At 55.6% G+C, this 22,849-nt stretch carries 26 protein-coding genes; 8 read left to right on the forward strand and 18 right to left on the reverse strand.

Going from position 1 to position 22,849, the window contains the following annotated elements; translation table 11 throughout:
• Window positions 1–9: 9 nt before the first annotated feature.
• From AB8996_RS07085 to AB8996_RS07105, 5 genes are all read right to left on the reverse strand, one after another.
• A complete protein-coding gene (locus AB8996_RS07085; protein WP_369298279.1) occupies window positions 10–507 on the reverse strand; it encodes a hypothetical protein in 498 nt (165 codons plus the stop codon).
• A complete protein-coding gene (locus AB8996_RS07090) occupies window positions 504–1,337 on the reverse strand; it encodes an ADP-ribosylglycohydrolase family protein (protein ID WP_369298280.1) in 834 nt (277 codons plus the stop codon). The genes AB8996_RS07085 and AB8996_RS07090 overlap by 4 nt, the downstream gene beginning before the upstream one ends.
• 219 nt (window positions 1,338–1,556) lie before the next feature.
• A complete protein-coding gene (locus tag AB8996_RS07095; RefSeq protein WP_369298281.1) occupies window positions 1,557–2,564 on the reverse strand; it encodes a DUF4097 domain-containing protein in 1,008 nt (335 codons plus the stop codon).
• A 22-nt stretch (window positions 2,565–2,586) separates the two neighbouring features.
• Window positions 2,587–3,267: a permease prefix domain 1-containing protein gene (locus AB8996_RS07100; RefSeq protein ID WP_369298282.1), complete on the reverse strand. Its 681-nt coding sequence runs from the start codon at window positions 3,265–3,267 to the stop codon at window positions 2,587–2,589.
• Window positions 3,268–3,302: 35 nt separating this feature from the next.
• Window positions 3,303–3,632: a PadR family transcriptional regulator gene (locus AB8996_RS07105; RefSeq protein WP_369298283.1), complete on the reverse strand. Its 330-nt coding sequence runs from the start codon at window positions 3,630–3,632 to the stop codon at window positions 3,303–3,305.
• Between the two features lie 399 nt (window positions 3,633–4,031).
• Here AB8996_RS07105 and AB8996_RS07110 point away from each other — a divergent pair, with 399 nt between their 5' ends.
• The 4 genes from AB8996_RS07110 to AB8996_RS07125 are packed head-to-tail and all read left to right on the forward strand — an operon-like array spanning window position 4,032 to window position 7,854.
• Window positions 4,032–5,330, forward strand: coding sequence for a hypothetical protein (locus tag AB8996_RS07110; RefSeq protein ID WP_369298284.1), 1,299 nt, complete (start codon window positions 4,032–4,034; stop codon window positions 5,328–5,330).
• A 57-nt stretch (window positions 5,331–5,387) separates the two neighbouring features.
• Window positions 5,388–6,485, forward strand: a complete 1,098-nt coding sequence (locus AB8996_RS07115; RefSeq protein WP_369298285.1) for a phosphotransferase enzyme family protein — start codon at window positions 5,388–5,390, stop codon at window positions 6,483–6,485.
• 24 nt (window positions 6,486–6,509) lie between these two features.
• Window positions 6,510–6,869, forward strand: coding sequence for a hypothetical protein (locus AB8996_RS07120; protein ID WP_369298286.1), 360 nt, complete (start codon window positions 6,510–6,512; stop codon window positions 6,867–6,869).
• Window positions 6,870–6,885: 16 nt separating this feature from the next.
• Window positions 6,886–7,854, forward strand: a complete 969-nt coding sequence (locus tag AB8996_RS07125) for a Gfo/Idh/MocA family protein (RefSeq protein ID WP_369298287.1) — start codon at window positions 6,886–6,888, stop codon at window positions 7,852–7,854.
• Between the two features lie 72 nt (window positions 7,855–7,926).
• Here the strand turns inward: AB8996_RS07125 and AB8996_RS07130 are convergent, their stop codons facing one another.
• Both AB8996_RS07130 and AB8996_RS07135 read right to left on the reverse strand, forming a co-directional pair.
• A complete protein-coding gene (locus AB8996_RS07130) occupies window positions 7,927–8,874 on the reverse strand; it encodes an L-lactate dehydrogenase (protein ID WP_369298450.1) in 948 nt (315 codons plus the stop codon).
• Between the two features lie 63 nt (window positions 8,875–8,937).
• Window positions 8,938–9,786: a DMT family transporter gene (locus tag AB8996_RS07135; protein WP_369298288.1), complete on the reverse strand. Its 849-nt coding sequence runs from the start codon at window positions 9,784–9,786 to the stop codon at window positions 8,938–8,940.
• 333 nt (window positions 9,787–10,119) lie between these two features.
• Between AB8996_RS07135 and AB8996_RS07140 the strand changes: the two genes are divergently transcribed.
• Together AB8996_RS07140 and sigE are read left to right on the forward strand one after the other, a co-directional pair.
• A complete protein-coding gene (locus AB8996_RS07140) occupies window positions 10,120–10,983 on the forward strand; it encodes a sigma-E processing peptidase SpoIIGA (protein WP_369298289.1) in 864 nt (287 codons plus the stop codon).
• Between the two features lie 12 nt (window positions 10,984–10,995).
• Window positions 10,996–11,718, forward strand: coding sequence for an RNA polymerase sporulation sigma factor SigE (gene sigE, locus AB8996_RS07145; protein WP_369298290.1), 723 nt, complete (start codon window positions 10,996–10,998; stop codon window positions 11,716–11,718).
• Between the two features lie 107 nt (window positions 11,719–11,825).
• Here the strand turns inward: sigE and AB8996_RS07150 are convergent, their stop codons facing one another.
• A complete protein-coding gene (locus AB8996_RS07150; protein WP_369298291.1) occupies window positions 11,826–12,314 on the reverse strand; it encodes a hypothetical protein in 489 nt (162 codons plus the stop codon).
• Window positions 12,315–12,323: 9 nt separating this feature from the next.
• Entirely contained in the window at window positions 12,324–12,851 is a 528-nt protein-coding gene (locus AB8996_RS07155) for an SLOG family protein (protein WP_369298292.1), read from the reverse strand.
• Between the two features lie 232 nt (window positions 12,852–13,083).
• Here AB8996_RS07155 and AB8996_RS07160 point away from each other — a divergent pair, with 232 nt between their 5' ends.
• Window positions 13,084–13,380, forward strand: coding sequence for a helix-turn-helix domain-containing protein (locus AB8996_RS07160; protein ID WP_369298293.1), 297 nt, complete (start codon window positions 13,084–13,086; stop codon window positions 13,378–13,380).
• Window positions 13,381–13,441: 61 nt separating this feature from the next.
• Here AB8996_RS07160 and AB8996_RS07165 read toward each other — a convergent pair whose 3' ends face one another.
• The 6 genes from AB8996_RS07165 to AB8996_RS07190 form a co-directional block, all read right to left on the reverse strand.
• Window positions 13,442–14,449: a GGGtGRT protein gene (locus tag AB8996_RS07165; protein ID WP_369298294.1), complete on the reverse strand. Its 1,008-nt coding sequence runs from the start codon at window positions 14,447–14,449 to the stop codon at window positions 13,442–13,444.
• Between the two features lie 34 nt (window positions 14,450–14,483).
• Window positions 14,484–15,176, reverse strand: a complete 693-nt coding sequence (locus tag AB8996_RS07170) for an iron-sulfur cluster assembly scaffold protein (RefSeq protein WP_369298295.1) — start codon at window positions 15,174–15,176, stop codon at window positions 14,484–14,486.
• 267 nt (window positions 15,177–15,443) lie between these two features.
• On the reverse strand, window positions 15,444–15,980 hold the full coding sequence (locus AB8996_RS07175) for an ECF transporter S component (protein WP_369298296.1): 537 nt from the start codon (window positions 15,978–15,980) through the stop codon (window positions 15,444–15,446).
• Window positions 15,981–16,245: 265 nt separating this feature from the next.
• Window positions 16,246–16,953, reverse strand: a complete 708-nt coding sequence (gene nagB / locus AB8996_RS07180) for a glucosamine-6-phosphate deaminase (protein WP_369298297.1) — start codon at window positions 16,951–16,953, stop codon at window positions 16,246–16,248.
• Window positions 16,954–17,016: 63 nt separating this feature from the next.
• Window positions 17,017–17,961 (reverse strand): DMT family transporter, encoded by a 945-nt coding sequence (locus tag AB8996_RS07185; RefSeq protein WP_369298298.1) that lies wholly within the window; start codon window positions 17,959–17,961, stop codon window positions 17,017–17,019.
• Window positions 17,933–19,321, reverse strand: a complete 1,389-nt coding sequence (locus tag AB8996_RS07190; RefSeq protein WP_369298299.1) for an MATE family efflux transporter — start codon at window positions 19,319–19,321, stop codon at window positions 17,933–17,935. Before AB8996_RS07190 ends, AB8996_RS07185 begins: the two co-directional genes overlap by 29 nt.
• A gap of 146 nt (window positions 19,322–19,467) precedes the next feature.
• Here AB8996_RS07190 and AB8996_RS07195 point away from each other — a divergent pair, with 146 nt between their 5' ends.
• Window positions 19,468–19,593 carry a hypothetical protein gene (locus tag AB8996_RS07195; RefSeq protein ID WP_369298300.1) on the forward strand — a complete coding sequence of 42 codons (126 nt, stop codon included), beginning with the start codon at window positions 19,468–19,470 and terminating at the stop codon, window positions 19,591–19,593.
• Here the strand turns inward: AB8996_RS07195 and AB8996_RS07200 are convergent.
• The 3 genes from AB8996_RS07200 to prfB all read right to left on the reverse strand — a co-directional run bounded on the left by AB8996_RS07200 (window position 19,557) and on the right by prfB (window position 22,734).
• A complete protein-coding gene (locus AB8996_RS07200) occupies window positions 19,557–20,957 on the reverse strand; it encodes a hypothetical protein (RefSeq protein ID WP_369298301.1) in 1,401 nt (466 codons plus the stop codon). The genes AB8996_RS07195 and AB8996_RS07200 overlap by 37 nt on opposite strands.
• 86 nt (window positions 20,958–21,043) lie before the next feature.
• On the reverse strand, window positions 21,044–21,304 hold the full coding sequence (locus AB8996_RS07205; RefSeq protein WP_369298302.1) for a hypothetical protein: 261 nt from the start codon (window positions 21,302–21,304) through the stop codon (window positions 21,044–21,046).
• 302 nt (window positions 21,305–21,606) lie between these two features.
• Entirely contained in the window at window positions 21,607–22,734 is a 1,128-nt protein-coding gene (prfB, locus tag AB8996_RS07210) for a peptide chain release factor 2 (RefSeq protein ID WP_369298303.1), read from the reverse strand.
• Between the last annotated feature and the right edge of the window lie 115 nt (window positions 22,735–22,849).

Raw genomic sequence — 22,849 nt, forward strand, 5'->3', positions numbered from 1 at the left:
TCCGCGCCCTCAGCGCCGGAACAGCCTTGTAAAAAGATTTCCCCTGCCCATGACCTTCGCGCTTTTCAGCCACGCCGGATGTATTTTTTCCAGCACCACCTGGGGGCATTTGTATTCGGACAGGGGCTTCTGGGTCTTCAGCTTTTCCAAAAGCAGGTTGTAGTCCCGCACGGTGATCTCCTCACAGTCCGGGCGGAGAGAGCGGTAGTTCCCGGGCTTTGTATACTTGAACACGTAAAGGAAATCCGCCCATTCGCCGTATTCCGTCAGGTGGACCATTTTTTCCGGCACGTCCAGCGTCAGCTTGACCGAGCCGGAAACCTTGCCCCCAGTGTTCTGCCTTTTTCCCTTGACCACACCAAAGACCGGGCATTCGCAGCGAAGCCCCAGCAGGTCGATGAGCGCCTGATATTCCCCCTTCAGGGTCAGGTTTGGCTTTGCCCGGTAGGTTTCCCCGGACTGCAATATTTTCAGCACTATTTTAGATTGGTAGGTCTGTACGATCATACTGTACCCTCCTCTTGGTTGTCGGTCGGTAGCTGGGGTAGAGCTTCCCTGGTTGCCCAGTCGTACAAAAAAGTATCAAAAACGCCCTGTTCGTTGGGCTTGATAAGGAACCGCCGGAGCAGCTCGTCTTCATTTAGACCTGTGCCGCCATAGAACGCGTCGGCGATCCCTCCCGCGATACAGCCCACGGTGTCCGTATCGCAGGTGACGCTCCACACATTGCGAATGCAGCTTTCCCAATCCTCCGATTCCAGAAAGCAGCGGATCGCAAGGGGCATGGTGCCCATGGCGGTCACATCAAATTTCCCAAAGGGGCGGTACAGGGACAGCGGCTTGTGGACGGTATAGCCGTAGGTCCTGTGCAGGTAAGAGGCGATCTCCTTTTTGGACGCCCCCGTCCTGGCAAGGAAAACCGCGGCGGCGGTGGCTTTCGCGGCTTTGATTCCCTCCGGGTGGTCGTGGGTGCAGCGGGAGCTCTCCTCCGCTTCCTGTTCTACCCGTTCCAGCGTATCGAAATACTGTCCCAGAAAGCTGACCCGCATGGCGGAGCCGTTGCCGTAGCTGCCGTAGCCCCGTTCGGAATGGGCGTCCAGCCAGCTTAAAAACAGATTGCCATAGCCCACCTTCCGATATTTCCTGCCAAACATTCCATAGGCTTTGGCATAGGGGACCTGCTGCAGCACCGCATATTTCGTGGCAAGGGTCAGCACCGTATCGTCCGTATAGGTGCTCATGCCGCCAAACAGCTCTTCCGTGCGCCAGTCAAAGCCCTGGGGCTTGCTGAACTCAAACCGGGAGCCTGCCACGTCCCCTAAGATCGCGCCGTACACCAGATCACCTCCCCTGTCGTTTTCGCCGGACTTCCGATCCTGTTCTTTACTATTCCCATTCTAACATGACACTCGGAAAATTGCTACAAAAAAGTGCAGAAACATGGAAAAAGAACGGGAAGGCTCAAAAGAACCTTCCCAAACTGAAATGTATCACCGTTTTGAACGAACCCGGCGGACAGCACTGCTCCGTTTCCGATTATCTCAAAAGCGCAGGCGTCAATGCTTCAATATTTTCATGTCCCCGGAGGTGGTGGAAAACTGGAAGCTGGCAGCGCCGGAAGCATACTTGGCTCTGCCGGATTTTCCCGACCCGCCGGTGACGGGAAAATCGGAAGAAAAATCGCCGGACACGCTGCTGTATTCGGTTTCAAAGCCGTCGTTTTCGGGCAGGACCAGGGTCAGCCCGCCGGACACAGCGTTCAGGTCTACCTTTTCGGGGCAGTTGACAAATTCCCCGCGAATGGCAGCAGAAACAGAGCTGCCGTCAAATTCCTCCGCGCTGCCAAGATAGGTCAGCGCGCCGGAAACCGTATCCAAATCCGCCTTTTTCGCCTGCACGTTGCTGAGCGTCACCGCGCCGGAGGTGGTGCTGACGCTGACAGTCTCTCCCAGCGTGACGTCAGCCGCCTCGATCGCCCCGGAGGTGCTGTCGATGTCCAGCCCCTTTTCCAATTTCAGATCGGACAGCTCAATGCTGCCGGAGGTGGAGGAAACGCTCATCTTTTTCGCGGTCAGCCCGGCAATGTGTATCCTGCCGCTGGTATTTTCGCAGAGCATTTCTCCCATGGCGCCGGCAAAGGACCGGGGCAGCTCTATGGTCAGGTCCTTGCGGTTATTCACAAAAATGCCGAAGGAGATCAGCCGGAAGCCCTGATCCCACTGGATCCGCAGGTTGTCGCCGGAGGTGGAAAGCTTCAGCCGCTTCTGCTCCTCCAGCTTGCCGGAAGCCGGGCGCTCGGTAATGCGGATCAAGTCCCCGGTGCCGACCTTTACCTCGACCTCGCCGTTGATCCAGTCAATGTCCAGCCCGGTCACATCGGTTTCCACCGGGTCCCAGGTGTATTCATAGGTATCTCCCGCCGCCTTCGACCAGCCGGCGCTCGCTTCCCCTGCCAGCTTGAAAATGCCAAAGCCGTTCTGGGACAGACCCACCGCCAGTACGCAGATCAGGAACAGCGCGGCGATGGAACAGGCGACCAATGTAAAAGCTGCTTTCTTTTTCATACCCTATCTTCCTTTCCGATGCTTACTTGCCGTTGGGGTCGTTCAGGGTCAAAATGGACTTGATAATGCCGTCCACCGCCGGGGCGATGAGGAATAATATCCATGTAACGTGCCACTGCCCTGTGCCGAAGCTGAGCAGGAAATAGAGCGCCAGCACCAGCGGCCAGTAGGCGGAGCGAATGGCTTTCAACAGCTGCTTGCGGGAGGTGGTCTGGGTCTGCCACTGCTTGAAATCATCTACCACCGTGCCGGAGGGAACCTGCTTTTTGGGCTTTGCGGCGTGATTGTAGATCAGAAGCCCCGTAGCAGCGGCGATAAGGACAAACATCAGCACCACGCCCAGGATATCCATTCCCGGAATGGGAAGGCTGCCCAACACGATCACAGGCACCACACTGAGAATGTACAGCATGACCGCAATGGAAGTGATGGCGGCGGAGCGCTTTTCCGGGCTGGTGGTGGGAATGTAAACAGGAGCGGACTGTACCGGCGTTTCTTCCAGCCCGTCAAACAGCTCCCGCACGTCGCCAATACTGACCACGGTCAGGTTGTAGGCGTCCTCCGGGCTTTTTCCCTCGGCGAGCAGCGCATGGTATTTATCCAGCAGGTTCTGGGTCAGTTCCACCTTCAGCTCGTAAGCCTTCTGTGTTTTGGGCGCGTTTTGGAACAACTCGTCAACGTAAACTCTGATATTGTATTCCATGGTAAAACTCTCCTTTTTATCTCCTTTTAAGAAGTTTAATTCGGGCGAATAAGGGTCTCCAGCAGCTGCTTGGAGCTGTCCCATTCCGCCAGCATCGCATAATAGACCTGCTCCCCGGTCGGGGTGATGGAATAGTACCGGCGGCGGGCGCCCGTGCTTTCGTCTCCCCAATAGGAGGTGATACAACCCATCTGTTCCAACCGGCGGAACGCCGTGTACAGGGTGGCTTCCTTCAGCTCGTATTCTCCGCCTGTACGCAGCTCGATGGCACGGTTTATCTTATAGCCGTAGCTGTCTCCCTGCATGAGCTGAGCCAGAATGATGGTATCGGTATGCCCCCGAATGACATCCGACGCGATAGACATGGAATTCCTCCTTTTTCCTGCCGCAATTCGCAGCGCAGGTGATTGACTGCACACATCATAGCAGAATATACCTCACCTGTCAAGGTATATTGGAAAATAAAATATATTTTTTGAGAGAGGCTTTTCCGGGATTTGGAAAAAGTAATTGTCTCACAGGGAAATTTATGGTACAATAGATGTTAAATTCTGGATTCTAGATGCTAGAAAGGGCAAAAAGCTGCGGTCGGGTCACCTGGTTTTTTCTTTGCACAAAGGAGCTTCACGATTGTCCACCGCAAGGTGAAAATGATCGCAAGCGATCATTCAAGAGAATCCCTGAACCGCGCAGCGGTTCCCTTTTGCTCCGCAAAAGTACCGGGCTTCTCGAAACTTGATTCCCGAAAAAAGGAGGCTTGCAGAATGATCTATTTTACCATCGTTTTTCTCTGCACGGCTGGGCTGTTTTTAGCGCTGCTGCAGGACAGGTTCCGGGTATGGACGACCCTGGGCGCGGTGGGAGCCGGGTACGTGCTTTCGCTGCTGGCTGCTTTTTTTCTGCGCCGGGTGCTGCATGACCCCGTTCTGGCAGAGCAGGTGCCCTGCCTGGTAGGCTCTCTGATCTTCTTTGGAATTTCCCTCTTTTTCTTCACCAACAATATCCTGCAAAAGCTGTTTCTGGCGCTGCTTTCCCTGTGCAATTTCACTTTTTTGGGCTTTTTCCTGCCGCTGCTGCTGGGGGCGCTTCCCTTTTCCACGGCAGGGGCGTTCGCGGGGGTGCTGTCCGCTTTGATCTACCTGCTTTTCACGCTTTTGCTGGGGCTGTGCCTGTACCGCCCTATCCGCCATTTCAGCGACAGAGGGGCTTCCGGGTTCCTTGTGGGTATGTGCCTGCTCCTGCTTGGCATTTACCTCTTCTCCCTGGGCGCCTTTGATTTCCTGTTCCGCACCAATATCCACGCCGCCCGGCTGCTGGTGGTAACGCTTTTGTACGGTGGGCTGATTTTTGCCTTCCGTTCCCTGTACCAGGCAGGGCGTTTTCGGGAAAGGACCGCCATGGCGGCAGCCCGCGCCGGAATACTGGACGTGGAATCCAGCTGTTTGACAAACCTCCACGCCGCCGTGCGGGAAGCCCACTCTGCCCAGAAAGCAGGAGAATACGCTTTGGATACGGTGGCGGTGCTGCTGGCAGACGGCAATGGGGATAAGATCCCGGCATATATTGCTTCTGTAAAGCAAAACTCCGCCCATACGCCGGTGCTGGGAGAATACCACGAAAATCCCTATCTCAACGCGGTACTGGCTCTGAAGGCTGCCTTTGCCGCCCAGAACGGCATCGCTTTTGAATGCAATGCCGTCACGGGAAGCGCGCCCTTAAAAACCGCCGAGCTGTGCCTGCTGATCGATGAAATGCTGACCAAGGCGTGCCGGGAGGCAGCCGAAGCACAGGGGGAAAAGAAAGTGCGGTTCACCGTGTTCCCCACCGGGGAAACGCTGACGCTGGAAGCGGTGTACTCCGCGCCCCTGCCCCGGCAGGAAAAATTCAGCCTGCACGGAAAGAAATTTGCCGACGTTGCCCAGTGGCTCTTTGACGATGACCCACCGGCGGTAAACACTGCCGGGCTGCAGCACACGGGGGAGATCGTCAGCCTGTACAGCGGCAAGCTGACGGTATCCGGCACGGAGGAAGAAACCATCATTCAGGTAAGCCTCCGCTTTTGAGAAATCGGACGGAATATTTTTCTAAAACTAACCACTACCGATGAAAGGAAGACCCTTATGAAAGAACAGTGTGCCGTACCCTCACAGATCCTGAAAGCCTTCGGGCTGCCGGAGGCTTCCGCGCCGCAACCTGTTCAGGGAGGTCATATCAACGACACCTTTTCCCTGGAAACAACCGAGGGGCACTTTATCCTGCAGCGCATCAACCGCTTTGTGTTCCCCTCCCCGGAGCATATTATGGAAAACATCACCGGGGTCACGGAATTCCTGCGGGAAAAGATACAGCGCCGGGGCGGCGACCCCCTGCGGGAAACGCTGACCATTCGCAAGACCGTGGACGGCATGAGCTTCTGCCGGGACGGGGACGGGGAATACTGGCGGTGCATGCTGTTTATTGCCGGGGCTTCCGCCCATGAAACTGCCACGGGAACGGAAATGCTGCGGGAAGCCGGCTTTGCCTTCGGAAATTTCCAGAGCATGCTTTCCGATTACCCGGCGGACACATTGTATGAGATCATTCCCCATTTTCACGATACGCCCGACCGCTTCCGGCAGCTGCGGGAAGCCATGGACAAGGACACAGCCGGGCGGAAGAAGGACGTCCTGCCGGAGCTGGACTTTGCCCTCAAAAGGGAGCAGAACTGCGGGCTGCTGATGAACCTGCTGGCGGAAAAAAAGCTGCCCCTGCGGGTCACGCATAACGATACCAAGATGAGCAACGTCCTGCTGGACGATGAGACCGGGAAAGCCGTCTGCGTCATCGATCTGGACACCGTTATGCCGGGACTGACTGCCTTTGATTTCGGCGATTCGATCCGTGCCGGAGCCGCCACCGCGGCGGAGGACGAAACCGACCTGAGCCGTGTGCACTGCGACATGAAACAGTTTGAAGCCTACACCCAGGGGTTCCTGTCCGCGGCGGGAGACGCCCTGACGGAAACCGAGCTTGCCACCCTGCCTGACGGCGCGATCCTGATGACCTTTGAAGTGGGTATCCGCTTTCTGGCAGACTACTTAAACGGCGACGTATATTTCCGCACCGCCTACCCCACCCACAATCTGGACCGCGCCAGGAACCAGTTCAAGCTGGTGGAGGAAATGGAGCAGAAGCGGGAGGAAATGGGCGCCATCGTTTCCCGGTTCGCCGGAAAATAAGTATTGGGGAGAGAAAAAAGCAACATGAAAAAAAGAGCGATCCTTTTGTCCGTGCTGACGGCTGTGTTCATGCTGGCGCTGCCCATGACCTTTTTCCTGCTGAGAACAGTCATTCCCTTTCCCGCATTCCTCTGCCTGCCCTACTTTGTCTGCCCGCTGTTCGCGGTAGTGGCAGGGGTGCTGGCAGGAAAGGACCTTCGGCAGCTGTGGTGCTTTGCGCTGCTGCCTGCCATGGTCTCCTTAGGAACGTTTACCTACATCATGAATCTGGAAACGGCGCTGACCTTTTCCATCTGCTACCTGACGCTTGGGATCATTGCGCTGTGTATGTCGGCGCTGGTCCGGTTCTACAACAGAAGCAAAAAACAAAATCAGAGAAGATAATTCTGGGAGGGTCCTTATGAAAATCGCGATCGTAGGCGCATGGCACGTGCACACCATGGAGTACGGCGAGGCTGTTCTGCAAAACCCCGGGGCGGAGCTTGTCTGCCTGTGGGACGATGAGGAAGCCAGAGGAAAAGCGGCGGCGGAAAAGCTGGGTATCCCCTTTGAGCCGGACCTGAACAAAATCTGGGCAAATCCTGAGATCGACGGCGTGCAGATCACCACCGCCACCTGCCAGCACAGGGAAGTGCTGCTGGCAGCGGCGGCAGCCGGGAAGCATATTTTCACCGAGAAGGTGCTTGCCTTTACCATGGAGGACGCGGAGGAGATCGCCGCGTCGGTAAAAAGCAGCGGGGTGAAATTCACCATTTCCTATCCCCACAAGACCTTCCCCACCCTGAAGTCTGCCAAGGAACTGGTGGACAGCGGCAGGCTGGGGCAGATCACCTACGCCCGGGTGCGGGACGCCCACAACGGCAGTACGGCGGGCTGGCTGCCGCCCCATTTCTATGACGCTGCCCAGACAGGCGGCGGCGCTATGATCGACCTGGGCGCCCACCCCATGTACACCTTGAACTGGTTCATGGGCGAGCCGAAGTCCATCGTTTCCATGTTCACAGAGGTGACCCACAAGGGTGTGGAGGACAACGCGGTATCCGTTATCGAATTTGCGAACGGCGCTATCGGCGTTTCCGAAACGGGCTTTGTGACCAACGGCATGCCCTATGTGCTGGAAATGAGCGGCACCAAGGGCTCTTTGATGGTGCACAATGATATTTTGGAATATTCCTGCGAGGAGACCGGGAACAGGCTGGTGCAGAAAACCGACCTGCCCCAGCCCGGCACCATGCCCATCGACGGGTGGATCGCCGCGGTCAACGAGGGCGGTGACGCGCCCAACGGCATTGACGATGCGGTGGCGCTGACAAAATTCATGGTGGGCGCGTACGAAGCCTACCGCACCGGCAGACAATATCGATTTTAAGTGAAATCTTTGCTTTCATAAACAGGCTCCCCGCGGCGTTATGCGCATAACGCCGCGGGGAGCCTCTTTTTCTCAGTGCATTCCTTCAAAGCTTTCCCGAAGTATTTCACAGGAGCTTTGGAACCTTTGCCGTTCCTCATCGGTCAGGCTCAGCTCCAGCACCCTGTCTACACCGTTGCGGTTGACGATACAGGGAACCCCGGCGTATACGTCCCGCTGCCCATATTCCCCCAGCAGCCGGGCGGACACGGTGAGCACGCTGTTCTCATTGGACAGCACCGCCCGGACGATCCTCACCAGCGCCATGCCGATGCCGTAATAGGTAGCCCGTTTCGCGGCAATGATCTTCTGGGCGGCGTCCCGCACCTCCGTGCTGATCTGCTGCATTTCCGCAAGCTGGAATTTCCCATCGGACTGGCGGCAGATATCCTCCACCGATTTTGTCGCCACCATCGCCTGGCTCCACGGGACGAACTCGCTGTCCCCATGCTCGCCGATGACATAAGCGTGAACATTTCTGGGGTCCACGGAGAAGTATTCCCCCAGCAGATACCGCAGCCGGGCGGTGTCCAAAGTGGTCCCGCTGCCGAGCACACGCTTGGAATTAAAGCCGGACAGCTCATAGGTCACCCGGGTCATGATATCCACGGGGTTGGTCGCCACCAGAAAAATGCCGCTGAAGCCCGAATGGACAATGGGCTCTACAATAGAGCGGAACACCGCCTCGTTGCGCTTCAGCAGGTCCAGCCGGGACTCGCCGGGCTTCTGGTTCACCCCGGCGCACAGCACCGCGATATCCGCGTCGGCGCAGTCGCTGTAATCCCCGGCGGATATTTTCATGCTGGAGGAGGCAAACGCCACGCCGTGGTTCAGGTCCATGGCTTCCCCCTCCGCCCGCTCCCGGTCAATGTCGATGAGCACCAGCTCGTCGCAGACCGCCTGGTTCAGGGCGGAATAGGCAAAGCTCATGCCCACCATGCCCGTGCCTACCAGCACCACCTTTTTCCTGTTTTGATTCATGTCCATGCTCCTTTCTGCTGTGTCTTATTCAAAGTGTTCCAAAAAATCAGGACGCTATGCGGGTCAGACCGCCGCTTTTGACCGCCTGCTTTTCAGAACATTGTAGCCCACGATGGCTCCCACCACGATAACGGCTCCCGCAAACGCCGTGGCGGAAATATGCTCGCCGTAGAAAACCGCCACCCAAATGGGGTTCAGGACCGGCTCCAGACCGGTGATCAGGGAAGCGGTGACCGGCGGGGTATAGCGGATCCCCAGGGACAGGAAAATATAGGCAAGCCCTACCTGCAGCGCGCCCAGCGCCAACAGCGCCGCCATGGGGACAGGGGAAAAATCCGTCTCCTGAAAGCAGAAGGGCGCGAAAATGACCGCCGCCGCAAGCTGCCCGAAAAAAACGGAAGACATGGCGTCCGCCTTTTCAGAGGAATTCATCAAAAACACGCCGGAATAGCACACGCCGGACAGCACCGCCACCAGGTTGCCCAGCATATTCCCCGCCCGCAGGCCGTCGATAAAGAACAGCATCACGCCGAACAGCACCACGGCGCAGGTCAGCACGTCCAGCTTTTTGGGCTTGACGTGGAAAATCAGGATCATGAACAGGATCACGAACACCGGGGCGGTGAATTGCAGCACAATGGCGTTGGCGGCAGTGGTCAGCTTGTTGGCGATGGTGTACAGGGTGGTGGTCCCCAGCGTGGACAGCGCGCCCATCACCACCGGGAAATTCCACTTCAATTTGTGTTTGGAGATCAGCAGGTACGCCCCGATCACCACAATGCCGATCAGGTTCCTCGCGCCGTTGATCGCCAGCGCCGACCAGGGGATCAGCTTGACGCACAAGCCCCCGATACTGAACAGCAGCGACGCCAAAAACACAAACAGCACCGCCCGCTTCTGTTTTCTTTCCATGCTTATGACCACTTCCCTTTCTTTTCTCCGTCAGAAAGCCAAGAAAAAACGGAACGCCGCCTTTCCGATAAACAGCGGCTCTTTCGCCGTACACAAAACACCCTCTATTGGAAAACAGCGCCCGCCGGCAAAAGGGCATTTCCCGGCACGCTTTTTTGATACCGCAGATATTGTACTCTTTCCCCTGGAAAAAAACAAGGAAGCAGAAAAATTTTTTCATCATGCGTCCATAATGTGACAGAATCGCAGACGCTCCGCGCCTATACTTGATTTAGCAGGCAAGCCTGCGGGATCCATTCCAGCAGATGACCTGCTGGAACGGGAGGGATGCCGTTGACAGTTTACGCGGACATTTTGGTGCTTGTCAATTTGTACATCGACTTTTTTCTGCTGTGGTGCGTAAAAAAATTTCTTCATCTGCGCGGAAAAAACTATCGTCTGGCACTGGGTGCGCTGGTGGGCGCGCTGTGCGCCCTGCCTGTTCTCCTGCCGCTGCCGGACTGGGCTGCGCTGCCCGTCGGGGTCGTTACGGCGCTCGCCGCCACCGGGGCTGCCTTTGCGCCGCAGCAGCCCCGGTGGTTTTTCCGAACAGCAGTGTGCTTTTGGGCATTTACCCTGCTGCTGGCAGGCTTTTTCCTGTTTTTACTGCGCTTTTTCGCGCCCAGGAATGTGGCCGTGCTGGGCAGTGTGATATATTTTGACCTGTCCCCCACCCTGCTGTTTCTGTTTACCGGGGGCGCGTATCTCATTTTATGGCTTTGCAGGAAGCTGTTTGCGGGCAGGACCGCCCTGCTGCGCTGTCAATGGATAACAGTACAGCAGGGAAAAACCGTCCGGCTCTATCTGAAAGCCGACACGGGAAACGCCCTGCGGGAGCCTTTTTCCGGCTTGCCCGTGCTGGTGTGCCGGGTGGAAGCCTTACAAGATATCCTGCCGGAGGAGGTCCGCCGATTCTCCGAGACCAGCGGGGTCAGCGCTTCCGCCGCCAGGGGGCTGCGGCTGATCCCCTTTGAAAGCGTGGGCGGCGCGGGAGTGCTGCCCGCCTTCCGCCCGGAAAAGGTCACCGTGGAAAAAACAGGGCAGGAGCTGTCCTGCTACATAGCGGTGCTGCGGCAAAATCTGTGTGCCCAGAGCCAGACCGATGGATTTTACAACCCCGACCAATTCCCGGAACTCCGGGAAAATCCTAAACTATAAGAGGTGCTTCTCATGGAATTTTTCGCTTTGCTCAAGCGGCAATTCACAAGATTTTTTCGTCATATTTTTTTACGCTGGCACCGGGAGCCCTGCCACTATATCAACGGTCCTGAAACGCTGCCCCCGCCGCTGACAAAGGAGGAGGAGGCTCAGGTCATTGAAAATATCAGGAACAACGTACCCAACGCCAGAGAGCCCCTGATCACCCACAATCTGCGGCTGGTGGTATACATCGCGAAGAAATTTGAAAGCCCCGGCGCAAACGTGGAGGACCTGATCTCCATTGGCACCATCGGTCTCATCAAGGCGGTGAACACCTTTCGTATCGAGCGGAACATCAAGCTTGCCACCTATGCCTCCCGGTGCATTGAAAACGAAATTCTCATGTATCTGCGGAAAAGCTCCCAGCTGCGCAACGAGGTGTTTATCGACGACCCGCTGAACGTGGACTGGGACGGCAACGAGCTGCTGCTTTCCGACCTGCTGGGCAGCGACCCGGACGCCGTGAACCGGGACATTGAGCAGGAGGCGGAAAAGACCATGCTGCTGGAAGCGGTGGACCGTCTTTCCCCCCGGGAAAAGAAGATCATGACATTGCGCTTCGGGCTGGAATCCACCAAGGAGCACACCCAAAAGGAGGTTGCCGACGAACTGGGGATTTCCCAATCCTACATATCCCGGCTGGAAAAGCGCATTATTTCCCGTCTGCGCAAGGATTTGGAAAAGGTCTCGTAACAAAAAATAGCGCGTGGAACCGCCGTTTGAAGCGCCAGCATTCCGCGCCGCGTATCCAAAAAATGAACCGCCCTCCCGGTACAGGATTTGCCGGAGGGGCGGTTTTATTAAGGCTTGTGCGTTAAGATTCCCACGTTTTTAGGACCTTTGAAATCAAAGGTGATGAGCTCGTAGGGTATCTTATGCTCCGTGAGGTACCGGCAGATGTCCTCCACCAGCGCTTTTGTGCCCAGCTTCCGGCTCCTGTCCCAATAATTGCAGCAGGGGACCACAAGGACGGGAGTGGTGAACGCGCTTTCCACCACAGGGCGGGTAGCCTGGTCGGGGTGCAGCCCCACCACCAGATCGTAATAGCCCGCCATATCCGGGGTGTATTCGCATTCCCGGTTTTCCACGCCCTTCAGCACATACCCCCGGGGGTCGATGACCTCGCTGCGGTAATTGTACCTTTTTGTCAGCAGCTTGGAAAGCATGCCCTGCCCTCCGGCAACGTCCGCAATATAGGTGATGTCCCGCCCGAAGCGGTCGTAAATAAATTGCGCCACCACCTCGAAGCGTTCCTCCGAGCCGTGGCATTTTGTCTGCTGTCTTCCCATATGATCTCCTCAAACGATCCCCGAAAGGGAAATTTGGCCGTCCTCTCCCGTTTCCCGTTCTGCCAGATTGGTGACCTGTAACCCCTGTCTTTCGGCATAGCGCACCGTGTACGCCGTGCCGCCGCGGTTTTCCCGCAGGTAGCAAAGGCAGCGGCTGCTGTGATCCACCAGATAGCGGTTGCGCAGGTGCATACAGCCCTCCGTGTACACATCTGCGGTATAGATGACCTCGTCCGCCTGCCCCATCAGCTCGTGGTAAAGCTGAATGGAAGCGGCGTCCCAGCGGCTTTCCTGCCCCAGGCAGGGCAGCACCAGCACCAGATGGAGCCCCGGCAGCTCCCGCTCCCGGAGGGCAAGCACCGCCTGCGCCGCCACTGTGTCAAAGCCCAGCGCGCCTCCCGCCAGAAAGGTGTCTATCCCCTCCCCTGCCAAGCGGGATATCTCCTGACGCAGCCGCGTTTCCAGCCGCTCCCGCTGTGCCGCAGGAAGAAATCGGTGCCCGGTAAAGCAGCAGCATTTTTCACGAATCAGTTTCATGGACGCACCTCATTTTTAAGGGTATGGTATTTGGCTATTTGGCAAAACTGACTTTGGAGAAGTTCAATGTTTAAAATAAAAATGGAACGGTGATTTTTTCGTTTCAAAGGTTCTCAATGAAATCGCTTTGCGGATATTATAACACAAATCCACAATGTGTCAACACTTTAAGCGTATTATTTCTTCCTATTGTGTCATGCTTATCTTTACAATACGTGTTGAGGTGAACACAATGATAAAGGACCTGCCGAAAAAGCTGCAAAGCCTTCGTCTACAGTATAATCTTTCTCAAAAACAGGTGGCGGAAATGCTTCACGTTTCACCCTCCATTATTTCCGGCTACGAAACCGGCGAAAGAACTCCCAGCACAGAGAATCTTCTGGCGCTTTCCTATCTGTATCATTGCAGCACGGATTATCTTCTGGGCAAACAGGCAGACCACACCCCGCACGAAATTGATGTGAGCGGGCTGAATGACCAGCAGATCAAAGCGATCATCGGTCTTGTGGAATCCATTCGGAACAAATAACTGACGAAAAAGGCTTCCGGGCAAATCCCCGGAAGCCCTTTCTGTCTTGTCAAATAAAAGCTTACTTCGTGCCTTCGTACACAGCCACGGCGCAAGCCACGGTAGCGCCTACCATGGGGTTGTTGCCCATGCCCATCAGACCCATCATCTCCACGTGAGCGGGGACGGAGGAGGAGCCTGCGAACTGAGCGTCGCCGTGCATACGGCCCATGGAGTCGGTCAAGCCGTAGGAAGCGGGACCTGCCGCCATATTGTCCGGGTGCAGGGTGCGCCCAGTGCCGCCGCCGGAAGCCACGGAGAAATACTTCTTGCCGTTTTCCAGCGCCCACTTCTTGTAGGTGCCGGCAACCAGGTGCTGGAAGCGGGTGGGGTTGGTGGAGTTGCCGGTGATGGACACGTCCACGCCCTCATGCTTCATGATGGCAACGCCCTCCAGCACGTCGTTTGCGCCGTAGCACTTGACTGCCGCGCGCTCGCCGTCGGAGAAGGGGCGGGTCTCTTCGATTTTCAGCTCGCCGGTGAAGAAATCGTAATCGGTCTTCACATAGGTAAAGCCGTTGATCCTGGAAATGATGTAGGCGGCGTCCTTGCCCAAGCCGTTCAGAATAATGCGCAGGGGCTCTTTTCTGGCACGGTTGGCGGTCCTTGCAATGCCGATAGCGCCTTCCGCGGCGGCAAAGGACTCGTGACCTGCCAAAAACGCGAAGCACTTGGTCTCGTCACGGAGCAGCATAGCGCCCAGATTGCCGTGACCGCGACCCACGTTGCGCTGTTCCGCCACGGAGCCGGGGATACAGAACGCTTCCAGACCGATACCAATTGCCTCGGCAGCGTCGGCGGCAGTCTTTACGCCCTTCTTAATGGCGACCGCGCAACCCAGCGTATATGCCCAGCCCGCGTTCTCAAACGCGATAGGCTGTACGCCCTTTACAATATCATAGGGGTCGAACCCCTTGGAGTTGCAAAGCTCTCTTGCTTCCTCCAAACTACCCAAACCATACTCAGCGAGACACTTTTCGATTTTGGGCATTCTTCTTTCCTTGCCTTCAAACATGACGTCGTTAGCCATTTTGTTGTCCTCCTAATCTATGGTTGGTTTGGGATTACTCTTCTCTGGGATCAATGTACTTGGCAGCGCCGTCAAAGCGACCGTACTGACCGATGTTTTTCTCATACGCCTCATTGGGGGACATGCCGTGACGGATATCCTCCAGCATTTTGCCAAGCTTCACAAACTGGTATCCGATGACCTCGTTGTTCTCGTCCAGAGCCATCTTGATGACATAGCCCTCTGCCATCTCCATGTAACGCACGCCCTTGAGCCCGGTGGAGAACATGGTGCCCACCTGGGAGCGCAGACCCTTGCCCAGGTCTTCCAGACCTGCTCCGATGGGCAGACCGCCCTCGGAGAAAGCCGTCTGGCTGCGTCCATAAGCCAGCTGCTTGAAGATCTCCCGCATTGCCACGTTGATGGCGTCGCACACCAGGTCGGTGTTCAGGCATTCCAGCAAAGTCTTGCCGGGCAGGATCTCCGCTGCCATGGCGGCGGAATGGGTCATGCCGGAGCAGCCCAGCGTCTCCACCAGAGCTTCCTGCACGATACCGTCCTTCACATTCAGGGTCAGCTTGCAGGCGCCCTGCTGGGGAGCGCACCAGCCGATACCGTGGGAAAGACCGGAAATGTCCTTGATCTCATAGGACTTGACCCACTTGCCCTCTTCGGGGATCGGGGCAGGACCATGATGCGGCCCTTTCGTTACCGTACACATATTTTCCACTTCATGGGAATAGTTCATATTGGTACTCCTTTCGGTTTTATAATGTTTTCGGGGCGGAAATGCCGCCCGAAATACCAATCTGGTTTCATTATAATCGGAAACGCCGCCGGATTCAAGTGGGTGGAAAAAATTTTACCCTCAGATTTTGGCAAAAATTGATTTTTTCCGCCCGGAAAAGGATTTTTTCAAAAAAAGAACCGGCTTTCATAAGCCGGCTCTTTTCTTTGAGAACTGAAACTGCCTTTCACCGCAAGTGCGGGGCGAACTGCCACAGGAAAGCGCTTTTTACGGCTGGAACGCCAGCCTTGCCTTCCGCAGCGCCAGCACCACCAGGGGCAGCAGCACCAATTGAATGATGATCCCCGGCAGCGCGGTGACAAAGGACGCGGTGAGCCACATCTGCATGGAATACTCCCCCGCCCGGAAAATCAGGGCGTTCACCACGCCGTAAACCACCCTGCCGACGAGCATTGCGCCAATGAGAGAAATGTACACATTGGCGACCTGAGAGCCGGTGCGGATTACCAGGATCAACAGCCCGGCGGCAAAACCGTACACCGCCAGCTCGCAGATCATGCTGGGCAGCATTGCCATGGGCGGCATGGAGGTGATCAGGCTGGACAGCAGCGGCGTCAAAATGCCGCAGGCGATCCCATATGCCGGACCGCACAGCAGCCCGCACAGCAGGACCGGGATATGCATGGGCAGCAGGATACTTCCCGCGTTGGGAATGCCGTGCACCGCCACAGGCAGCACGATCCCCAGCGCCACGCACAGGGCGGAAACCACCATTTCCCAAATATACTTCTTTGTTTTCGTCATAATCTTTCCTCCTGAAATTCTGCGTAGAAAAAGCCACGAAAGAGCTTCCCTTGGGGAAGCTGCAGCCTTCGTGGCTTTTTTGCAGTTGAGTATCATTTGATCCGGTGCGCCCCTGCCGCTTGCTTTCTACGGAAAGCACAAAACGATCTGCCGCTTGACGGCAGCCCGGATCAGGCACGTTCCTGTCTTTATTATAAAGACCCGGGAATGCGCTGTCAAGAATTTGCTTTGTAAAATATTTTCCGGCAGAGCGCCAGCGGTTCCCTCACTTCTTGCAGGTGATGACGGTCACGTCACGGTGGAGCTGCAGCACGGAAGCGGGCACGTTGGGAGTGATCTCCCCATACATGGCTCTCTCTATGATATCCTTCTTGTCCTCGCCGGCGATGAGCAGGATACGGGCAGCCTTCATAATGGTGCCGATCCCCATGGTGATCGCCTTGGTAGGCACGTCCTCAATACTGTCGAACAGGCGGGAATTGGCGGAAATGGTGCTTTCAGTCAGGTTGACCTGATGGACGTACCGGGGAAAGCTGCCGGTAGGCTCGTTAAAGCCGATATGTCCGTTGTGCCCGATCCCCAGCAGCTGAAGGTCCACGCCCCCCAGGCTGTCGATCAGCTTTTCGTACCGCTCCGCTTCCGCCGCGATATCCGGGGCAGAGCCGTTGGGCAGGAAGGTGTTTTCCTTCCGAATGTTCACGTGGTTGAAAAGGTTTGTGTCCATGAAATACCGGTAACTCTGGGGGTTCCCGGCGGTCAGCCCGCAGTATTCGTCCAGGTTCACGGTGCGGACCTTGGAAAAATCCAGCACCCCCGCTTTGCAGCCCTTGACCAGCTCCTGATAGGTGCCGATCGGGGAAGAGCCTGTGGCAAGCCCCAGGACGCAGTCGGGCTTCAGCAAAACCTGACCCCCGATAATACCCGCCGCAAGGGCGCTCATCTTTTCATAGCTTTCTACTTCCAAAATTCTCATGCTCTGTCACGTTCCTCTCTGAAATTTGAATGTGTTTCTTTATGTACAGGCAAACGCCTAAGGTCACAAGCTCTGCGCTTTCTTCCTCCCCGGAAGCTGCGCTAAGATCACCGCGCCAAACACCAGCACGCACCCCACGATCTCCCTGGGCGACAGCGTATCCCCCAGCACCACCCAGCCTGCCAGCACCGCAAATACGGATTCCAGGCTGAGGATCAGGGAAGCGACGGTGGGTTCCGTGGTTTTCTGCCCCAAAATCTGGAAGGTGTACGCCACCCCGCTGGACAGCACGCCCGTATAGAGCAGGGGACCCCACGCGGCAAGCAGGCCGCCCCAGCGCGGCGTTTCCATGGCAAGGGCAAAGGGCAGCGAAAACAGCCCGGCAACAAAAAACTGAATACAGGAAAGGGCAATGCCGTTGGCGTCAGGAGATACCCGGTCCACCGCCAAAATGTGAAAGGCAAAGAACAGGGCGCACGCCAGCAGGAGCATATCCCCAACGGCAATGGAAAAGCTTTCCCCCTGCACACTGAGGCACCAGATCCCCACCAGCGCCGCCACCGCCGCGACCCAGACCTTCCAGCCCGGCGCCCGTTTGAAAAAGCAGCCCAAAATGGGCACCAGCACGATGTAAAGGGCGGTCAGGAAGCCCGCTTTCCCGGAGCTAACGGTCTGGATCCCCGTCTGCTGAAGCAGGCTGCCCGCTCCCAGCAAAACGCCGCAGAGCACGCCGCCCAAAATCAGGGAGCGGTACTGCTTCCAAAGCCCCTGCTTTTCCTCCTGCTTCGGGGCTTTTCTGCGATCCAGCCGAAGGAAAAGCAGCGCCGCCGGAAGTAAGGCAAAACCGCCGATGAAGCTGCGGGCGGCATTGAAGGTGGCAGGTCCCAGATAGTCCATGCCCACGCTCTGCGCCACAAACGCCGTGCCCCAGATAAAGGCCGCCAAGCTCAGAAAAAGCGCGCCTACAGGGAATTTTTTCTTATCCAGGCTGTCTCTCCCCTTCCTCACTCCCGCCGTTTTCTCTGGTCAGGTTCTTCATCCAGTTGTACCGGTTGATCTTCACCAGCGCCACGAAGCACTTTAATATCTGGTCGCATTTCAAGGCGGCAAACACCACCCAGGGCGCCGCGCCGAAATGCTGGCAGAGAATTGCCGAGGGCAGCACCACCAGAAATACGAACACGGTATCCATCTTGAACACAAAAGAAATATCCCCGCCGGATTTCACCAGCCCGAACAGGCAGGGCATCTGATAGCAGGAGCCAATGATAGATACAGAAATTACATTGATAAACTGCCGGGAATACGCCTGGGCTTCCTCGCTGGCGTTGTACAGCCCGATAAACCCGTCGCGGAACAGGAACACCAGCCCGCCGGAAACAAGCCCCACAAACAGGAAAATGAGCTGCACCGTCTTGGCGTACTCCTTCATCAGGTCGTACTTCCCCGCGCCCACGGTCTTCCCGGTGATGATCCCCACCGCGGACGCCAGACCGTTGACCCAGACATAAATCAGGTTGTGGAGCATTCCCGTAATGCTGGTGGCGGCGATGACCCCGGCGCTGTACGCGCCCAAAATTTTCGTGTTCGCCAGCATATTGACCGACCAGACCAGTTGCCCGCCGATGATGGGCAGCCCGTAGCGCACGAAATCCCTGAGCAGCTGTTTGTCTGTATGGAGCAGGTCCCGCACGCCGAATTTCAGCTTTTTGTCCACCGCAAACACATACACAACGCTGACCAGCATTTCCAAAATACGGGAGATCAGCGTGGCGATGGCGGCGCCCCGAACGCCCAGCGCCGGGAACCCCAGCTTGCCAAAGATCAGCAGATAGTTCAGGGAAATGTTGACCACCAGCGTCATGATGGAAATATACAGCCCTATCTTTGCCGTTTCCACACTGCGCATGGAAGCGATCATCACCTGGGAAACACAGAAGAACAGGTAAGAAAAGCCCACGATCTGCAGATAAGCCGCGCCCTCGGAAATGACCCCCGGCTCCGCTGAAAAAATGCGGATCAGCGGCACGGGGAAAAGCACCGCAGCCAAAGTGGTCAGCACGCCGACCCCCGCGGCAAATTTCACGCCGATGGAAACGACCTTCCGAATGCTGGCGGTATCCTTTTTCCCCCAGTATTGCGCCGCCAAAATCAAAATAGCGCCCTCGATGCCCGCTACAAACATCTGCAGCACAGTCTGCATCTGGTTGCCCACATACACGCCGGAAATGGCGTTGTCCCCCAGAGAACCGATCATCAGGTTGTCTGCAAAATTCACCGCGAAGGTGATCAGATTTTGCAGAGAGATCGGAATTGCCAGCATGATAAGGTTGCGGTAAAAAGACTTGTCCCTTGTAAAAACTGCCATAAGGTAACTCCTCTGCCCCAAGACACGGCGCTCCCCGGCGCCGGTAAGCTTTCCCACTTGATATGGTCGTTTTATTATATACCAACGGGAAAATAAAGTAAAGAAGATTTCAGAGACCGCGCGGAAGCGCAGAAAAGCGCGGCAAAATGCCGAAAGGAAGCGTTGCCGCCGGGGAACGCTTCCTTTTTTGCTGGCTTTTTTCCAAGATCAGCCGCGCGGCTGACGACGGCGACAATCAGCTTTCCGCCAAGATCATCAGCATGGTATCGTAGGCTTTGGAGACGATTTTTTCGATTTCTTCGTCGCTCTCCGCTTCCAGGCAGGCTTCATACATGGTTTGCAGTTCCTGATCTAACGTGCCGTAGAACCGCGCGTGGGTCACCTCGTTCCGCAGGGCGGTGTATTCGGAGAACAGTTCATCTCCAGCTTCCCGGATACTATACTGCCCGAAAGAGTATTCTATGTTTCGCATCAGGTCATTCCGCGCTGGAACGCCGTAAAAACCATGCGCAAAAAAGGTTTGATGAGTATATCCTTCCTTATCTATATCTCCCCGCGCCGCCTGTGCGTTGACGCTAGAAAAATAATCCAAAATGCGAAAGGCAGTTTCAGGGTACTTTGTGTTTCTGTTGATCCCGGCATACACTGTAATTTCAGCCGTAACTCCGCCTTCCGTATTATAAATTGGCGCAACACACTGAGGAAAGCCCTTTTCTTCCCAAAACCCATCATAATATCCCTGCTCCCACCGCACCATTTGCAGATAGTCCAAAGAATGCACAGAGCGAAAACCGCCATATTCCTCCTGTGAAAACGCAGCGCCGTTTTTCACGCCTTTCAGCAGGTTTTTGTCTTCCATCGCAAGAGATTCTTTTACTATTTGATACAACGATTCTTTTGACACTGTCAGTGTGTTTTTTTCGTAATCGGCAACCTGCCCGAACAGATCCGGAAATTGCTGGTACGCCGCCGCACCATAAGCAGATCGAACCGCCACATTTTGCTGAGCGAATGCTTCGCTCCAGGAGCCGGGTAAATTCTCCACAGCGCTTTCTGCATAAATAGCGACAGGAAAAGTCAACGCAATCGGAACAATCATCAGTTTATTCTCTGCAACCCCAGCGTTTCGTGCAGGGGACAACAGCATATCTGTATCCAGCCATTCCGCACTGCTCAAATAATCATCTAAAGCCAAAAAAATCCCATTTTTCATGGCAGCCTGCACATCCGGGAAAAGCCGTTCTGGGTTATCATAATTTTTCCCCAGATATTTTCCGTAGTATCTGTTGCTTTTCCATCCCGGGACGGAACAGGACAGAAGAAAAACATCAGGACCCCCGCCAGCCATGATTTCCGTTTTCAGCGCTTGGATTTTCACGTTGCGTTCTGATTCCGTTGTCGGTAAAAATTCAATCTGAATTTTTTCGGTATCCAGCCCACAGGGGTACTGGAAACAGAATAAGAGGTCGCGGTTCAAGGATTCCCTATAGTTCCCGTCATGATAATTATCATAATCAAGGTCGATAAGTACCCGCAGTTTTTCGTTCTGCTTCGCTTTTTGGCAACTGGTAAATAATATTAAGATACAAAACAAAAGTACCAGCACTATTATTTGTTTCCTGAGAAACGGCTTCATAAAGCGTTCTCCCTTCTCAGCAATAAAATGGAAAAAAGGAAAGCCTGATGTAAAATCAAGCTTTCCCCCGTTCGCATTCCAAAAAATCAAGCCGGAGCGTATGTTGTATACCCGCAACGACCACAGACATATTTGCCCTGTACTCCACTTGCAGTAGATATTACTCCTTTAAAGTCACATAATCTATCACAGCGAGGGCAAATGACCTCATAAATTGTCCACCTCGGCTGGATTTCTTCCGCGCAGGCGGCGCAGCCGTCATGGTCATGGGTTTCTGCGGCGGCGGGCAGGGCGAAGATCGCCAGAGCCAGCGCCAGTACCAACAGCATAGACAGTGTCTTTTTCATGTTTTCGCCTCCTTTTCCAACTGCCGCTCAAAAAAAGCGCAGAGTAATGTGAAACAGTTTTGTCCCACACAGGGAGACAGCGCTATCAGGTATCTGCCATGCGCATGGTTGAAACACTTTTCACACACCGACGTCTTGTGTGCAAGAATGACGCTATCTTCTGCAATTTCAATTTCATTACACAAATATTCACGCGTCAATATGATTTTACAAATTTTCCTATTTTTCAGGTTTCTATTTTATCTGGCAGTTTCTGCTTTTCGTCTTTCAAGGTGCGGAAATGCTTGCGCGCAGGGTGTGCCTTATTCGATATTTTCTCCCAGCGTGCCCTGGCTCCTGGCGGAAAGGTAGGCATTGATGAAGCCGTCCAGCTCGCCGTCCATCACGGCGTTCACGTTGCCGGTCTCAAAGCCTGTGCGGTGATCCTTCACCATCGTATAGGGCATGAACACATAGGAGCGTATCTGGCTGCCCCAGGTGATCTCCTTTTGCTCCCCGCGAATATCGGAAATCTTCTCCAGATTTTCCCGTTCCTTGATCTCCACCAGCTTGGAAACCAGCATTTTCATTGCCACATCACGGTTCTGGTACTGGCTGCGCTCCACCTGGCAGGACACGGTGATGCCTGTGGGAATGTGGATCAGCCGCACCGCGGAGGAAGTCTTGTTGACCTTCTGCCCGCCCGCGCCGCTTGCCCGGTACACTTCCATTTTGATGTCGTCGGGGTTGATCTCCACCGTGCTGTCCAGCTCCATCTCCGGCATGACTTCCAGTGAGGAAAAGGAGGTGTGCCGCCGCCCGGCAGCGTCAAAGGGAGATACCCGCACCAGCCGGTGCACCCCCGCTTCGCTTTTGAGGTATCCATAGGCGTTTTCGCCCTCCACCAGAATAGACGCGGATTTCAGCCCGGCTTCGTCGCCGTCCAGATAGTCCAGCGTGGAAACCTTAAAGCCGTGGCGCTCGCCCCAGCGGTTGTACATGCGGAACAGCATTTCCGCCCAGTCCTGCGCTTCCGTGCCGCCGGAACCTGCGTGGAAGGTCAGAATGGCGTTGTGGTCGTCATATTCCCCTGTGAGCAGTGTGGACAGCCGCATGGTTTCCGCCTGGGACCTGATCTCCTCCAGCTCCCCTTGAATTTCGGGCAAAAGGGAGAGGTCCTCCGCTTCGTCGCCCAGCTCGATCAGCGCCATAGCGTCCTCCGCCTTGCCGCGGAGCTTCTGGAAGGTCTCGTCCCGCCCTTTCAGAGCCGCCATGCGCTGGGTGATCTTCTGCGCTTCCTCCATATTGTCCCAAAAGCCGGGCTCGGCGGACTTGTGCTCCAGCATATCCACCTCTTCCCGAAGCTTTTCCAAGCCAAGAGAAGCTTCCAAGGTATCCAAGACCCTGCCCTGCTCCTCCATCTGATGTTTCAGTTCTTCAAATTGCAGCATATCTGTAACTCCTTCGCATGGTTCTCTCGTTTTGTTTATTATACTTCACCGGGAAAAAAATGTAAAGCACTGCAGAAGGGACGGAAAAAAGACTTTGCGGTATGCAATACCGCAA

The sequence above is a fragment of the uncultured Neglectibacter sp. genome, assembly GCA_937958185.1.
Lineage (GTDB): Bacteria > Bacillota > Clostridia > Oscillospirales > Acutalibacteraceae > Acutalibacter.